Source organism: Candidatus Tokpelaia sp. (genome assembly GCF_008636115.1).
Taxonomy (GTDB): domain Bacteria; phylum Pseudomonadota; class Alphaproteobacteria; order Rhizobiales; family Rhizobiaceae; genus QLZD01.
The window spans coordinates 123,071-138,021 of the sequence record NZ_QLZD01000027.1; the positions used below are offsets into that span (position 1 = coordinate 123,071).

13 protein-coding genes are annotated in these 14,951 nt (G+C 50.6%); 4 read left to right on the forward strand and 9 right to left on the reverse strand.

Going from position 1 to position 14,951, the window contains the following annotated elements; all coding sequences use genetic code 11:
* Nucleotides 1-158: 158 nt before the first annotated feature.
* The 3 genes from DPQ22_RS04550 to tkt all read right to left on the reverse strand — a co-directional run bounded on the left by DPQ22_RS04550 (nt 159) and on the right by tkt (nt 4,605).
* The gene (locus DPQ22_RS04550) at nt 159-1,361 is read right to left on the reverse strand and encodes a phosphoglycerate kinase (protein WP_150213555.1); all 1,203 of its coding nucleotides are present in this window, start codon (nt 1,359-1,361) and stop codon (nt 159-161) included.
* Nucleotides 1,362-1,459: 98 nt separating this feature from the next.
* Entirely contained in the window at nt 1,460-2,473 is a 1,014-nt protein-coding gene (gene gap / locus DPQ22_RS04555; protein WP_150213557.1) for a type I glyceraldehyde-3-phosphate dehydrogenase, read from the reverse strand.
* 134 nt (nt 2,474-2,607) lie between these two features.
* The gene (tkt, locus tag DPQ22_RS04560; RefSeq protein ID WP_150213559.1) at nt 2,608-4,605 is read right to left on the reverse strand and encodes a transketolase; all 1,998 of its coding nucleotides are present in this window, start codon (nt 4,603-4,605) and stop codon (nt 2,608-2,610) included.
* Between the two features lie 262 nt (nt 4,606-4,867).
* On the opposite strand from tkt, the gene DPQ22_RS04565 reads away from it, so the two are divergent.
* Nucleotides 4,868-5,137, forward strand: coding sequence for a DUF4164 domain-containing protein (locus tag DPQ22_RS04565; protein WP_150213561.1), 270 nt, complete (start codon nt 4,868-4,870; stop codon nt 5,135-5,137).
* Between the two features lie 110 nt (nt 5,138-5,247).
* A complete protein-coding gene (locus DPQ22_RS04570; protein ID WP_150213563.1) occupies nt 5,248-5,610 on the forward strand; it encodes a cell division protein ZapA in 363 nt (120 codons plus the stop codon).
* A 61-nt stretch (nt 5,611-5,671) separates the two neighbouring features.
* Here DPQ22_RS04570 and DPQ22_RS04575 read toward each other — a convergent pair whose 3' ends face one another.
* The 5 genes from DPQ22_RS04575 to DPQ22_RS04595 all read right to left on the reverse strand — a co-directional run bounded on the left by DPQ22_RS04575 (nt 5,672) and on the right by DPQ22_RS04595 (nt 9,922).
* Nucleotides 5,672-6,223 carry a hypothetical protein gene (locus tag DPQ22_RS04575; protein ID WP_150213566.1) on the reverse strand — a complete coding sequence of 184 codons (552 nt, stop codon included), beginning with the start codon at nt 6,221-6,223 and terminating at the stop codon, nt 5,672-5,674.
* Nucleotides 6,216-7,277 carry a hypothetical protein gene (locus DPQ22_RS04580; protein ID WP_150213568.1) on the reverse strand — a complete coding sequence of 354 codons (1,062 nt, stop codon included), beginning with the start codon at nt 7,275-7,277 and terminating at the stop codon, nt 6,216-6,218. Before DPQ22_RS04580 ends, DPQ22_RS04575 begins: the two co-directional genes overlap by 8 nt.
* A 3-nt stretch (nt 7,278-7,280) precedes the next feature.
* Nucleotides 7,281-7,625 (reverse strand): HD domain-containing protein, encoded by a 345-nt coding sequence (locus DPQ22_RS04585; protein ID WP_150213570.1) that lies wholly within the window; start codon nt 7,623-7,625, stop codon nt 7,281-7,283.
* 381 nt (nt 7,626-8,006) lie between these two features.
* Entirely contained in the window at nt 8,007-9,440 is a 1,434-nt protein-coding gene (gene pyk, locus DPQ22_RS04590) for a pyruvate kinase (protein WP_150213572.1), read from the reverse strand.
* Nucleotides 9,441-9,445: 5 nt separating this feature from the next.
* Nucleotides 9,446-9,922, reverse strand: a complete 477-nt coding sequence (locus tag DPQ22_RS04595) for a DUF1036 domain-containing protein (protein ID WP_150213609.1) — start codon at nt 9,920-9,922, stop codon at nt 9,446-9,448.
* A gap of 413 nt (nt 9,923-10,335) precedes the next feature.
* On the opposite strand from DPQ22_RS04595, the gene DPQ22_RS04600 reads away from it, so the two are divergent.
* A complete protein-coding gene (locus DPQ22_RS04600) occupies nt 10,336-10,593 on the forward strand; it encodes a DUF2312 domain-containing protein (protein WP_150213574.1) in 258 nt (85 codons plus the stop codon).
* A 1,205-nt stretch (nt 10,594-11,798) separates the two neighbouring features.
* On the opposite strand, the gene DPQ22_RS04605 is transcribed toward DPQ22_RS04600, so the two are convergent.
* Nucleotides 11,799-13,046 carry a ubiquinone biosynthesis hydroxylase gene (locus DPQ22_RS04605; RefSeq protein WP_150213576.1) on the reverse strand — a complete coding sequence of 416 codons (1,248 nt, stop codon included), beginning with the start codon at nt 13,044-13,046 and terminating at the stop codon, nt 11,799-11,801.
* Nucleotides 13,047-13,402: 356 nt separating this feature from the next.
* Between DPQ22_RS04605 and DPQ22_RS04610 the strand changes: the two genes are divergently transcribed.
* Nucleotides 13,403-14,951 (forward strand): DNA translocase FtsK 4TM domain-containing protein (locus DPQ22_RS04610; protein ID WP_150213578.1); only part of this gene is annotated, 1,549 nt, incomplete at its 3' end.

The following is a 14,951-nucleotide window of genomic DNA, read 5'->3' on the forward strand; positions in this document are numbered from 1 at the left end:
ATACCCCCAATGAGGCTCCGACTACTCCCGCTGAAAATACGGCCAGACCGCCATATAAACCCCCATTGCACTTTTTTTACTTGTATCCACTCTCTACCTGTACCCTCTCCGGCCCGGCCTGCAAACAAAACTTCGCTCACCCCGCTCCCTGATTTATATTACCGCCCGCCTGTCTTTTCCAAAGCGACAACACCCGGCAAAGGCTTGCCCTCCATCCATTCCAGAAAAGCGCCGCCGGCAGTGGAAAGATAAGTGAAATCCTGCGCTACATGCGCGTGATTAAGGGCAGCAACAGTATCACCGCCGCCGGCAATAGAGACAAGCTTGCCCTGACGGGTGCGCTCTGCCGCTCTTCGCGCCACAGCGACCGTGCCTTTGTCGAAAGGAGGAATTTCAAAAGCGCCGAGCGGGCCGTTCCACACCAAAGTTGCAGCTTCATCAAGTGCGGCGTTAATACGCTCTACCGATTGGTCACCTATATCCAGAATCAGACCATCTGCCGGAACCGCATCAATACCGTAATTCTGTGTCGGCGCATTAGCCTCAAAACGAAAAGCAATAACCGCATCAATCGGCAAAATAACGGTACAATTTTCCTTTTCTGCTTTCGCCATAATGCTGCGCGCTGTTGCTGCTAAATCATGCTCGCACAGAGATTTCCCCACACTCAGCCCTTTGGCGGCCAAAAAAGTATTGGCCATAGCACCGCCAATAATCAAAGCGTCAACTTTGGCTACCAGATTATTCAGCAGGTCAATTTTGGTAGAAATTTTGGCACCGCCCACCAGAGCAATAACCGGGTGCTTCGGGTGCCCCAGGCCCTTTTCCAGTGCCTCCAGCTCTTTTTGCATAGAGCGCCCGGCAAAAGCCGGCAAAATATGCGCCAATCCTTCTGTCGAGGCATGGGCGCGATGCGCAGCAGAAAAAGCATCATTGACATAAATATCGCCGTTTTCAGCCAAAGCTTTGGCAAAAGCGGCATCATTTTTCTCTTCCCCAGCGTGAAAGCGCGTATTTTCCAGCAATAAAATATCGCCATCTTTCATCGCCGCAATAGCTGTCTGTGCCGCAGCACCAATGCAATCATCAGCAAAATGCACTTTGCGGTCGAGCACTTTATCCATAGCCGGCAAAATTTGCCTCAAAGAAAATTCTGCCATTATTTTGCCTTTAGGGCGGCCGAAATGAGCCAATAAAATGACCTTCGCCCCTTTATTGGCCAGTTCCAGAATTGTCTCACTGACGCGCTCTATCCGCGTTGTATCAGTCACCTTGCCATTACTGACAGGAACATTCAAATCCACCCGCAACAAAACCCGCTTGCCTTTAACGGCAACTTTATCAAGCGTTTGAAAACTCATTTTACTCTCTCCCGCAATTTCAGAGCCAGCCCCCCGGCTCTGAGCTGCTCCCCCCTCTATGCCGCACTCAAAAATCAACCGGAACAGTATGCGCGCTTTCAGCCCTTAATAGTTTTGGCAAAAACAACAGCCACATCATTCATACGATTGGAGAAACCCCATTCATTATCATACCATGAAAGAATACGGCAAAATGTGCCGTCCATAATTTTAGTCTGATCCATATGGAAGATTGAAGAATGCGAATCATGATCAAAATCATGACTGACCAGTTTTTCCTCAGTAAAGCCGAGAATATTTTTCAACCGGCCATTGGCCGCCTTGCGGACAGCTTCATTGATTTCTTCCACACTGGTAGCGCGTTTGGCAACAAAGCTTAAATCCACCACCGAAACATTAGGAGTAGGCACACGAATCGCCACGCCGTCCAATTTGCCTTTTAATTGCGGCAAAACAAGACCGACAGCCTTGGCCGCGCCGGTAGAGGTAGGAATCATCGACAAAGCGGCCGCGCGCGCGCGATATAAATCCTTGTGCAGGCGATCCAAAGTCGGCTGATCCCCTGTATAGGAGTGAATAGTGGTCATAAAACCTTTTTCAATGCCGACAGTTTCGTCCAGCACCGCCGCGACAGGTGCCAGACAATTAGTAGTGCAGGAACCGTTGGAAATAATTTTATGTTCATGGGTCAATTTATCATGATTGACGCCGTAAACCACAGTGAGATCTGCCCCATCAGACGGCGCGGAAACAATAACCCGCTTTGCGCCGGCGGCCAAATGCCTGGCCGCATCATCACGTTTGGTGAAAATGCCCGTGCATTCCATGACAATATCAATATTCTCTTCTTTCCACGGCAAAGCCTCCGGATTGCGCTCAGCATAGACCTTAATCGGCCCGCGGCCGAGATCAAGACTATTGCCGGAAACCTTTATCTCGCCGGGAAAGCGGCCGTGGACAGAATCATAGCGCAGCAAATGAGCATTAGTCTCCACCGGCCCCAAATCATTAATAGCGACAAACTCAATATCGGTGCGACCGATTTCATAAGCGGCACGCAATACATTACGCCCGATACGACCAAAACCGCTAATAGCTACACGCACTGTCATATTGCATCTCCTCTAAACAATTTATCTCTGTTTACGACTCAAAAAAGACGAAATAAAGGGGGGAAGAGGCTCTCTCATATTTTTATACAGTGAATAATTGTCGCAGCCCTGCCACCCGGATTTTACTGTGCCGCTCAGTCTCCCCCTTCCATTGGCAGAGCAGCGCGCGCCGCCGCAACCACAGCCGCCGCCGTTATGCCGAAATGCTTGTAAAGCACCTCTATTCCGCCGCTGGCGCCAAAATTCTTCATGCCGATAAAAATACCATCGGCGCCGATAAACCGCCCCCACCCCTGCCTGACTGCCGCTTCGACCGCGATTTTCACCGGACTGTCGCCGATCAGCGCCCGTTTATAAGATTGCGGCTGTTTGTCAAATAATTCAAAACACGGCACGGAAACCACGCGCGTAGGGATACCCTCCTGCTCCAGAATAGCGCGCGCCTCAACAATCAGCGCTACTTCCGAACCGCTGGCAAATAAGGTAACCTTCGCTTCATCACCCGCAGTCTGCAATTCATAAGCGCCGAGCGCGCAAATATTGTCTTCCTCATAATCTTTGCGCAAAGCGGGCACGCTCTGACGCGTCAAAGCCAGGGTTGAAGGCGTGTGGCGCGATTGCAGCGCCAGCTCCCAGCATTCCGCTACCTCCACCGCGTCAGCAGGGCGAAATACCAAATGATTGGGCATAGCGCGCAAAGCGGCCAACTGCTCTACCGGCTGATGAGTCGGCCCGTCTTCACCCAGGCCGATGGAATCATGCGTCATAACATAAATCACCCGCAATTTCATCAGCGAAGCAAGCCGCATAGCCGGGCGCATATAATCGGAAAAGCACAAAAATGTGCCGCCATAAGGAATAAAGCCATCATAAAGTGCCAGGCCGTTCATCACCGCGCCCATGGCATGCTCGCGAATACCGTAATGTATATAGCGGCCGGAAAAATCGCCCGCCACTATAGCGCGCATTTGCGCTGTCCTGGTATTATTGGAACCGGTCAAATCCGCCGAACCGCCGATTATCTCCGGCACAAGCGCATTGATAACTTCCAGCGCCTGCTGTGATGACTGGCGTGTAGCAAGATTGGGAGCTTCCTCACACAGTTTCCGCTTGTAAGCACTCATGACTTCCGTAAATCTGGCCGGCAAATCACCGCGCATCAGCCGCTCAAATTCTGTGCGCATATCAATATCGAGCGCCGCAAATTTCCTGTCCCACTCTACCCGCGCTTTGGCGGCACTCAGCCCGGCCAGGCGCCAATTATCCAAAATTTCCTGCGGCACAGTAAAAGGCGGCTCGGCCCAAGCCAGCGCCTTGCGCGTGGCTGCAGCCTCGGCCGCACCCAAAGGCGAACCATGCACGGCATTTGTGCCGGCTTTATTGGGTGCACCAAAGCCGATAACAGTTTTGCAGGCAATCATTGTCGGCCTGTCGGCGCGCCGAGCCTGTTCTATAGCCGCAGCGATTGCTTCCTGATCATGGCCGTCTACACGCAGCACCTGCCAGCCGCAAGCAGTAAAACGCGCCGCCTGATCCGTTTTGTCAGCCAGCGAAACAGCACCGTCAATGGAAATACCATTATCGTCCCAGAAAAGGATCAATTTGTTCAGACAAAAATGCCCGGCTATGGCAATAGCCTCCTGAGAAATACCTTCCATCAAGCAGCCGTCACCGGCCAGAACATAAGTATAATGATTGATCAAATCACCGAAACGGGCATTCATCAGGCGCTCACCCAGCGCCATGCCGACAGCATTGGCCAGCCCTTGCCCCAAAGGCCCGGTTGTTGTCTCAATCCCCCCGGCAGCGCCATATTCCGGGTGCCCGGCCGTTTTGGCGCCTAATTGACGAAAATCCTTAATCTGCTGCAGGCTTACATCTTCATATCCCGTCAAATAAAGCAGGGCATAAAGCAGCATGGAGCCATGCCCGGCCGAAAGCACAAACCGGTCGCGATTCGGCCAATCCGGTTTTTTGGGATCATAAGATAAAAAACGGCCAAACAGCACTGTGGCAATATCTGCTGCGCCCATAGGCAGGCCGGGGTGGCCGGAATTAGCCTTTTCAATGGCATCAATAGCAAGAAAGCGAATGGCATTGGCCATTTTATCCTGTTTTGGGGAATTTGTCATGCGTGACCTGTTGCTTGCAGCCCTTCTCCGCCGGCGGCACAAAAGCATATATTGCGCTTTTGCACCGGGAGACTCTCTCTTTTCTATCATGAGAGACAATATTTGCGCAATAAGAATCCCGCTGTATTTTTACGGAGCAATATTGCTGTGGATTTTAGCTCAAAAATCGCTTTATAAACTTGTTTTAGCCCTTTAAATATAAAGGAAATTGTCGATTCGTCCTGAACAGCAAATTTTACCCGCGGCACAAGAGGGGTTATTTATGTCGGCAAAAACTCTGGAACAGGCTTTTGAGCGGCTGGAAAAAGCTCTCAATGTTATGGAAAACGCGGTTAATGCGCGGCTGGAAAATGCGGCTCTTATCGGTGAGGTAGAGGAAGAAGTGCAGCGCATGAATGCCGACCGCTCACGCCTGGCGCAGGAGCTGGATAATAGTGAAACGCGTTCAGAGCGGCTGGAGCTGGCCAATAAAGAAGTTTCGCGCCGCCTGATTGCCACAATGGAGACATTGCGCACAATATTGGAAAATTAGGCGTGCCGGCAGAGGCGTAATTTGCAGATAATAGAGCAAACTCTTTCTTTGCCAAAAAAGTGGCCGTGCAGGCAAAGGCGGCAGGCCGGTATTTTTGAAAGGCGCCAATCATGGCAACAGTGATGATAGGTATTGACGGCAAAACATTGCGCTTTGTTTGCGAAGAAGGTGATGAAGCCCGCCTGTTGAATCTGGCGCAGAAATTTGATTCTTATATTGGACGGCTGAAAGCGGAGCATGGTGAAATCGGCGATTACCGCTTGTCTATCATGGCCGGCATTATGGTGTTAGATGAGCTGAATGAACAGGAAAGACGGCTGGAACAAGCAGATACTGAGAAAAAAGCTCTGGCTGCCGCCCATGAAACGGCATTAAAGGCAGCCAGCGTGAAAGAACAGGCTCTTACTCAAAAACTCGACACTATCGCCCAGCGCATTATTGTCGCCGCCGGCAAAATCGCCCCGAAAGCCTGAATCGGCTGGGGAAACACCCGCTATACTCCAAAAATACAGGAGATTGCGGCGAAACCTGAATCTAAAAAGGAAAAGCGATCTCCGGCAAAGTCTCCTGCGCCGGCAGCAGGCGCAGAGCCTCATAAGCCTCATAAGCTTTTCGCAAGCGCCCCTCCCGCGCTTTAAATTTTTTGCGCCGCTCAGTTTCCAGCCATGGATTACCTTTATCGCCGCGATAAAACTCCTCATGCCGATACAAATATAATGTCGTAGCCGCCAATTCCAAAACGACAGAGGGAAAAGATTTTGCCCGAGTCACAAAATATTTCTCTTCTTCCACTTCTGCCGCAGGCGCCGCTTTTTCTCCCGGACGGTAAATATAATAAGGCGTGCCCCATTCGGTCGCCTTTTCTTCTTCGCTGATCACTTTATCAGCGCAAGCCTGTTTCACCGCAACTTCCAAGGCTTCGCTATAAGGGCCGTAATGATAATATTCAAAAGAAAAATCATGCAAAAAACCCGCTTCCGTCATCAAAAAAGCGATTTTTTGCAAACGAATCCGCCCTATTAGCTCTCCGCCGGCATCTGAGATAATACGCCTCACCTGCTGCTGCAATGCGTTCTCTTCAGGCATTTTTCACCTCTTCTGCAATAATATCTTCTACTTTTTTCGTATATTTTTGTTCTCTATCATCACGGAAAACATAAGCCCGGCAAATTTTGTAACTTTCTGCATAGTGAATAGCCGGAGACACATCGCGCAAGTCCCTGATAGATCCGTTTTTTCTAATCAGAATCTGGTTCAAATGCGCACTTCTCTCATCTATCAAAGCTTTTTTATAGACAGACCGGCTATACGAATCGCAAAGAATACAATGCTCAGAATCTTCCCCCTGCCCAACCTTTATCTTTTCTACAATATTTTTGCAGATCCTGTCTACAATCTGACTTCCTTCTTCAATATCATTCCCCTGTTTCTTTTGCTCAAGAGCAGCTTCCACTTTCAGCCTGATGTCAATGGCTCTGAGCGGCCGTCTTATCATCAAATCTAGCGCACATTTCTTAACATATTTATCCTTTGCCTGAACAAGGAAGGGTAAACTGCTCCATAAAACATTATCATCAAGACTGAGAACATGTTCTTGTTTATCCGGTTCTTTAATGAACTCAATCAGTGGGTTCTGTTCTATAAGACCCGTATCTCCCATTTTACCTGCGCGAACAAGACAGACCAGGCGCCGCATTAAAGCCTGAAACAGCATTTCAAAACCGCGTGTCGTTTTATGTAAATAGACATTAGGATAAAGGTGGAACAGGCTAAAAATATAATTTTCTGCCGTATGCTGAGCTTTGGGGCTCAAAACAAGAGTCTGAGCTGTGCCCAGAGATTCACCGTCTTGCTCTACCTTTATCTCCCCAACTTCCAAATTCGCAAACAGCCATTCCATATCCACATAAGAAGAACGGACTCCGGTCATCAGCCGATCGCGCTGCATATAGTCCAGCCGGTCGGCATCAAACTGGCTGGAAATAACCGCGTGAAAAATATTGGGCGGGATCTGCTTATCTTTATTATCTTTTAAAATTTCTGCCACATTATCGGCAAAATGAGGCGAATAATCATTTAAAATATCCGCTATTCCACCTTCCCTAATTAAGGCCTGGCTAATATCTTCATGCTTTGCCATTGCCTAGTCAAATTCTTTGCCGACAGCCTCAAAAGCATGGCTGAACATGCCATGCCCGACATCATGCAGCAAAGCGGCCGCCAGCGCCGGCGCCGCATGCTGATCATCGTAACGCACCCCGTTTCTTTGCTCAAACTTCTTGATAATGCTAACCAGGCGGCGCGCTGTATGAAACACGCCAAGGCTATGGGCAAAACGCGTATGCGTTGCCCCGGGATAAACAAATTCCGAAAAGCCTAATTGTTTTATCCGCCGTAATCTTTGAAAAGCCGCTGTCTGAATAACGCGCCACAAACGCGATTCCAGCGGATCCAGCCCATCAAACTCAATGAGATTTGTGGACAGCATCGCGAATCCGCCAGACTTTATCTTTCATAACCCCTCACCCCCTTATAATTGCGTATCGCCATCTCCTTCATACGAAATTTTTATCACTCATGAAATAAAATAAATTTTCAGAAAATAAAGTTGGGAAAACAATAAAAGCGGCGGCTGCCTTTTTCACAGCGGCCGGGGGCTGCGCCACTCTGGCCGGCAAGGCCAAAGCCCGCCGCCGCCTCGAAAAAAGCAAAAGCCAAACCGCCGGCCGAAACTGTTTTACACAGCACACAGCCAGGCACCTGCCCGCTACCGGCAATGAAAGCGCTGCCGCTCTTTGGGCAACCGGCCGGGCTGACAGCCGGCCGGCAGTAGCGTGAATTATCCGGCAGCGCGAATCCGCCGGTTTTATCAGGCTTTTTTGCGATATTCATCTACTGCGGCAATACGCAGCATATTAGTGGTGCCGGAACGGCCAAAGGGAACGCCCGCCGTGATAATGATTTTTTTGCCTTCCCCGGCAAAGCCTTCATCATGGGCAATGCTACAGGCATGGCCGATCATAGCGCTAATATCGCGCACATCATCGGTCACCACACTGTGAATGCCCCAGACAAGCGCCAGCCGCCGCGCTGTTTCCACCAGTGGCGACAGCGCCAGAATGCGCTTTTCCGGGCGCTCGCGCGAAATGCGGACGCCTGTGCTGCCGGAGCGGGTAAAGGCAACAATAGCGGGCAAATTCAGCGTTTCGGCAATTTGCCGCGCAGCCAGTGATACCGCATCAGCCTCAGTTGCTTCCGGCTCAGCCTGACCAGCATGAATCAAGCGCGGATAATTTGCCTCACGCTCAATTTTACAGGCAATTTTATCCATAGTCGCTACTGCTTCTACCGGATATTGGCCGGCAGCCGATTCGGCCGACAACATAATTGTATCTGCCCCCTGGAAAATAGCATTGGCCACATCAGATACTTCAGCGCGGGTCGGCACTGGAGAACCAATCATCGATTCCAGCATTTGTGTGGCGACAACAACCGGCTTGCCCGCTTTGCGGCAGGCATGAATAATATCAATCTGAATGCCGGGGACATCTTCCAGCGGCACTTCCACCCCCAAATCGCCGCGCGCCACCATAACAGCATCGGTCACTTTAATAATTTCACGAATGCGCTTGACCGCTTGCGGCTTTTCAATTTTTGCCAATATGGCCACTTTATCGCCGGTAATCTGCCGCGCTTCTTCAATATCTTCCGGCCGCTGGATAAAGGAAAGGGCAATCCAGTCAATATCCTCCTTCAGCACAGCGCGCAAATCCTCATGATCTTTCGGTGTCATAGCACCGACATTGAGCACCGTATCCGGCAGGCTCACCCCTTTGCGGTCAGAAATAACCGTGCCCGCCAGCACCTTGCATTCAATAGAATGGCCGTCACATTTTTCGGCAACAAGCTGCAATTTACCGTCATCAATATAAAGACGCTCACCAGGCTTGACCGATTCCAGAATTTCCGGGTGCGGCAGGAAAACACGATTCCTGTCGCCCGGTTCCTGATTATCGTCCAAAGTGAATTTCTGGCCGATTGTCAGCTCTTCCCGGCCATTGCGAAAAGCGCCGACACGCAATTTCGGCCCCTGAAGATCAGCCAGAATACCGATTGGCCGGCCATGGCGCGCTTCAATATTGCGGATAATCCGCACCAGATTACGCATAAGATCATGGCCGGCATGGCTCATATTGATGCGGAAAACATCAGCCCCGGCGACAAACAGCTTTTCAATCATCTCCTCATTGGCGGAAGCCGGCCCCAATGTTGCCAGAATTTTAATTTTGCGATTGCGTTTCATAATATTTATCCCTGTCTTTTCTCTTCAGTAAAAGCGCCCTGACGGCCCGCCGGGGGCATAGTGGTCTGCCCTGCCTTGTTTTCAGCCTTATCGGCAGCAGGGGCCGCCGGCACATCGGTCAGGCGCACCATCCAGCCGGCCTGATTTTTCGTATCAATTTCACGAAAACCGGATCTTTGAAAACCGCGGGGAAAACAATTTTTCACCCCGTCAATTTTAAACTCATTCTCACTGACACACATATTAACCGTGCCATTCCATTTTTGTGTCCCGTCTGCGTCTTCGGCATAAAGATAATAAAAGCGCGAAGATAAATCACCCTCGATTAAAGCTTTGCAGCTTGTCGGCTCAATTTGCCACCACCCTTCGCTTATCCACCCCGTTTTTGTCCTGTAACCAATGGCCACACCTACTTTTCTCTGTGTAGCATTGCACACGCGAAAATCGGCATAAGCATTGGAGCTTAAAACCGGCAAAAACATATATGACAAAACGCCGCATGACAAAAATATCAAATTGCGGCAAAAACTGCGACCGGAAAAAAGCGAAGACAAAGCCTGTATCGGTGTTTTTTTTCCTGACATGTTTTTACCCGAATTTTAAAATGCCAAACCCCGCCTGTGCCTGCGCCCCGGTCACAGGAAGGAAATGACAGGCCGGTTTATTGTATATAAACTTTAAACCGGCTCATTTAAAGAAAAATTTGTTTACCCTGCCCGGCAAGTCTTGACGAAGAGCATGATAGCGGGCATTCAATAAGCAGATTTTGAGCTGCCGAAATACGGATTGGGGAAAAGGCGTGTCCTTAATTCGGCAATAAGTTTCATATTCGGCCCGGCAGCAGGCCTCATTTTTGAGCTGAAGACTGCGGATAGATAAAACAGAGGAACATAAAGTGAGCGACATCACCAATGAGACACAGGCCGTGGCTGTCGGCCAGCTTCGTTCTTTCATTGAGCGCATTGAGCGGCTGGAAGAAGAGAAGAAGACCTTAAGCGATGATATTAAAGATGTTTATGCCGAATTAAAGGGCAATGGCTTCGATACCAAGGCTGTGCGCACTATTATCCGCCTGCGCAAGCAGGAAGAGCATGAAAGGCAGGAAGAAGAAGCAATGATAGAGCTTTATAAAAATGCCCTCGGTATGGAGTAAGTGTTTTCAATATAGTCCGGTGCAATTTTAAGTGTGTGTCCTGCGCCTTTCGCGCGCAAAATATAATAATGTCAGCGCAATTTGCGTGACGCGATTTTGTGTCGCTTGTGCTGCGGGGTAATTTATGGTGGAGTTACTCTATGCGCCGCGCCGATGCCGGGCGTTTTATTGCGCCGCGTCAGGTAAATTAAACGGCCGCAATATGCCCCCTCTTATCATGGAATAATGCGCGCCGCGCTGGAAGCTTCGAAGCTGCTTGTCCGCACAAAACGCGGCCTGCCCGGCAAAGAACAGGATTTGCAATGAGCCGGAAAGGAACGGACTCAAGCGCAAAAGGCAGCCCGCTTTGGCCGGCGCAATCATCAAAGCGGCAGGCTCCGGCTCCTTACATAAATGTAAGGGGGTTAATCACTTGGCAGAGCGGGCGGAGATATTTGGCAAAGGCGCAGACGATTGAAATTTAAAAGAAAAAGCAGCGTGTGCGAAAAAATTTTCTACAAATCAGCATAATCATTCAGCTGATCATTCCGGCTCAAACTTGTGCAGAATGCGTGCGGAAACTGCTCAGAATAAACTCATTCTTGCTCAATCTATATTCCCAGGCTTATGCAGGGAAGCGCGTGTGCATGCCGCTGTGGCTTCCGGAGCTTTGTCAGATACCTCAACGTTCTTTGCCAAATGTTTTAGCAAATCACAATAAAGCGCGCAGTTTCAGAGGCTCGCCCGATTACAGGCCCATATCCTCATTATAAAACGGCAATAGCGACCGGCCCAGCTATAAGCGCATCGAGTGCCCCTAAGCCGTCAGCGGCAATAATAGCCGAACCGGCCGCTATGTCCCTTCCCCTTCCCGCCCGGCTTTTCACCCTAAAACTTAATCAGATTTATAGAATGCGACATGAGGCCACAGGTACAGCCCATAAAATTGCCTGAATGTTATGTGACAGGAGGTATTGGAAATAGCGGGGATTAGGTGGTTTTAAGTGGGACAGGTCAGTAAAATTGAGGGATTGAAGAGGTTTTTCAAGAAGGAAACTGGTGAGTGGGGCGGGAAGAATTTGACAGGCAATTTGGCCAGATTGCCGTGATTTGGTGAAAATCGGCCGCTTGGGCGCAAATCTTCAAAAGAGCTCTGAACCCGCCCTCGACCGGCGGGTCACAATGCCGCTCACTACAGGCGGTAAAAAGACATAAATCAGATATTTCTATAAAGCCCGGCCCAGCAGCAGGCGGGGTGAGCCTGTTATCAGGCCGGAAGCCTCTTTGATAAAATAATTTTTCAAAAAAGGCATTTTGTCCACCAGGCATAAGCCGAAATCACGCGCAGCGCGCAGCGGCGCAAAATCATTGGCGAACATACGGTTTAAAATATCGGTTGTCACCCCCATGCGGAAAGTTTCAAACCGCCGCCAGGCCTGATAGCGCTCCAGCACATTGAGCGCGCCAATATCCAGCCCCAGCCTCGCTGCCTCGACAAGCACTTCAGCCAGAGCGGCAACATCGCGAAAGCCCAGATTAAGCCCCTGGCCGGAAATAGGGTGGATACCATGCGCCGCATCGCCCGCCAAAGCAAAGCGCGGGCGGACAAATTCACGCGCCAGCACCAGAGCAAAAGGAAAACCGCAGCGCCCGCCTTCCAGTTTCAAATGCCCCAAATGCCGGCCAAAACGGCGTTCCAGCTCAGCCTCAAAGACAAAATCATCGGCAGCAAGCAGGCGTTTTGCCTCTTCTTCATTCTCATTCCACACTAATGAAGAGCGATTGCCCTTAAGCGGCAAAACAGCAAACGGCCCGGCGGGCAGAAAATGCTCTTCCGCCCGCCCGTAATGCGGCTTTTCATGCGCTACAGTGCAGACAATCCCCACCTGCCCATAAGCATGACGATAAATTGTGATACCCGCTTTTTCCCGCATAAGGGAGCGCACACCGTCAGCCGCCACCAGCAGCCGCCCTTGCAAAAGCGCACCGTTTTGCAAGGAGACACGCACACCGCCGCCATGCCCGGTAAAATCGGTTGCTTTTGCTTCCGCCTGATATTTTACCCCCAATTCCGCTGCCTTTTTATGCAAGGCTGCGTTTAAATGGCGGTTTTCCACCATATAGGCAAAGGCCTCATGCGGCTCAACATCACCCGAAAAAGTGAGAAAGACCGGACGCACAGGATCATTAAGGCGAGAATCGGTTACAATCATTTCGCGGATAGGCTCGGCCTCAGGCAAAACGGCCTGCCAGAGGCCAAGCCTGCCCAGCATGCGCACTGCCGCCGCCGCAATGGCAGAAGCGCGCAAATCATGCTGCCAGGCGTCCTTTGCCCCGGCATCAAGCACAATAATATCGAGCTGCGGGCAGGCCTCCTTTACCGCCACCGCCAGACACAGGCCGACATAAGCGCCGCCGACAATAATAATATCGGCCTCATGCGGTTTCTCGCTGTTTTTCTGTTCTGTTTCCATTTGCGCACCTGCCCTCGCCTAAAGCTATATAGCCGCAAAACCTGTTATAAAGCGGTTTTGCCGGCAAGGACAGCGCCCTTTTGTCGCAGCCCGGCCTCATTTTACCCGCCGCCGGCGCAAAAGGCAAAAATCTCTAACAGCTAATGAGGCGTTAACTCTCTGCTGCTAACATAGATGAGCGGAACAAATTTGACAAGAACGGCATTATCTGTGCAGGCAAGAGCGCGGTTTTGCCGCAGTTTTTGCCTCTGCCGGCCTTATATCGGCGCGTCAACGGGCGCAAAACGGGGGCATTTGTCTGTTATATTCCATGTTGCGTATAGTTTTGCCGGCGTTTTAAAAAGGTTGTTACATTTATGCGGAAAAATCATTCCCTGACCTCTATCGGAATGGAAGATGATTATCAATCGGCCAGCCTGTGGGAAATATTTTCTCGCCAGATAGGCAGTTTTATCGGTATTTTTATTGTCTTTGCCGTAGGAGCCGCCGCCGCGGCCCTGGCTTCATGGAATTTTGCCGATCCTTCTTTAAATAATTATGCGGCAGAGACGCGCCCCACCAATATTTTAGGGTTTTGGGGCGCCAGCTTTGCCGATATTTCCATGCAATTTTTCGGCCTGGGCAGTGTGGCTGCTTTGCTGCCGCCCTTTTTCTGGGGGTTATTGCTGATTGCGCAAAAAAATATTCCGCGTCTCAAACGCCGCCTTGGCTTTTTGCTGCTGGGGCTTTTTACCTTAAGCGCCGCCTGCGCCTTGCTGCCGCCGCCGCAAAGCTGGCCTATGCCTATCGGCCTTGGCGGCGTTGTCGGTGATAAGCTTGTCGGCCTGTTTAATTTTCTGCCCGGCGCTGTTTCGCCATTTTTTATCTCTTTGGCCGCTTTGTTTGTTTTATTCCCCCTGGCGATGATATTTGCTGCTTATGCCGGCGGGGTTATTTTGCGCCCTCATGGCCGCAGGCAGGCAGAAGTGAGCCGTTATGGCCAGGAAAATAACGAAGAAGAAACTGCGCCGTTTTACCCCGGCAATGACAATAATATCAGAGCGGCGGGGCAGGATAGTTTTGCTGAAGACAATGAAAAACCGGAAAAGCATGAGCGCTGGCACAGTTTTTTCGGCTTTATCCTGCATCATTATTTACGGCTGGTTTCTTTTTGCCGCCTGCATTTTGGCAGCAGAGACGCAAACGGCAATAGCCGGGTAAAGCAGCATTTTTCAACCGCCGGAGGCGACAGGCGCCGTGAGCCTTATATAGATACCGCCGGCGCGGCGGAGCATTCGGCTCTGGTGCGGCAGCAGAAAATATCGGAAGAAGAGGCAAAGACGCGGCAGGATCGCTTTTTTACAGCGCTGGATACACCGGCAAAATCGGTTGAGAGCCGGCAAAAACCTTTTATTTTGCCGTCCATCAATTATTTGGCCGTGCCGAAAAAATTGCCGCATAATGAAGCGAAAATACACAAAGTTTTGCAAAAAAATGCGCAAAATCTGTCTAATGTGCTGGAGGATTTCGGCGTCAAAGGCGATATTGCCCAGGCCTATCCCGGCCCGGTCGTCACCCTTTATGAGCTGGAGCCGGCGCCGGGGGTTAAATCTTCTCGCATTATCAGCCTGTCAGATGATATTGCCCGCTCAATGAGTGCCTCTTCCGCCCGTATTGCGGTGATGAACGGGCGCAATGCTCTGGGAATTGAGCTGCCTAACCAGCGGCGGGAAAAAGTATATTTGCGCGAAATATTGGAAAGCAAGGATTATCGCGACAGCAAAGCCGGGCTGGCGCTGGCGCTGGGGCAGAGTATTGGCGGCGATACTGTTATTGCCGATCTCGCCAGAATGCCGCATTTGCTGGTGGCCGGCACCACCGGCTCCGGCAAATCTGTGGCTATTAACACGATGATTTTGTCGCTTG

Excerpts from the sequence above, each read along its gene's own strand:
- DPQ22_RS04550 (WP_150213555.1), bottom strand. The coding sequence starts at position 1,361 with ATGAGTTTTCAAACGCTTGATAAAGTTGCCGTTAAAGGCAAGCGGGTT.
- gap (WP_150213557.1), bottom strand. The coding sequence starts at position 2,473 with ATGACAGTGCGTGTAGCTATTAGCGGTTTTGGTCGTATCGGGCGTAAT.
- tkt (WP_150213559.1), bottom strand. The coding sequence starts at position 4,605 with ATGACAAATTCCCCAAAACAGGATAAAATGGCCAATGCCATTCGCTTT.
- DPQ22_RS04565 (WP_150213561.1), top strand. The coding sequence starts at position 4,868 with ATGTCGGCAAAAACTCTGGAACAGGCTTTTGAGCGGCTGGAAAAAGCT.
- DPQ22_RS04570 (WP_150213563.1), top strand. The coding sequence starts at position 5,248 with ATGGCAACAGTGATGATAGGTATTGACGGCAAAACATTGCGCTTTGTT.
- DPQ22_RS04575 (WP_150213566.1), bottom strand. The coding sequence starts at position 6,223 with ATGCCTGAAGAGAACGCATTGCAGCAGCAGGTGAGGCGTATTATCTCA.
- DPQ22_RS04580 (WP_150213568.1), bottom strand. The coding sequence starts at position 7,277 with ATGGCAAAGCATGAAGATATTAGCCAGGCCTTAATTAGGGAAGGTGGA.
- DPQ22_RS04585 (WP_150213570.1), bottom strand. The coding sequence starts at position 7,625 with ATGCTGTCCACAAATCTCATTGAGTTTGATGGGCTGGATCCGCTGGAA.
- pyk (WP_150213572.1), bottom strand. The coding sequence starts at position 9,440 with ATGAAACGCAATCGCAAAATTAAAATTCTGGCAACATTGGGGCCGGCT.
- DPQ22_RS04595 (WP_150213609.1), bottom strand. The coding sequence starts at position 9,922 with ATGTTTTTGCCGGTTTTAAGCTCCAATGCTTATGCCGATTTTCGCGTG.
- DPQ22_RS04605 (WP_150213576.1), bottom strand. The coding sequence starts at position 13,046 with ATGGAAACAGAACAGAAAAACAGCGAGAAACCGCATGAGGCCGATATT.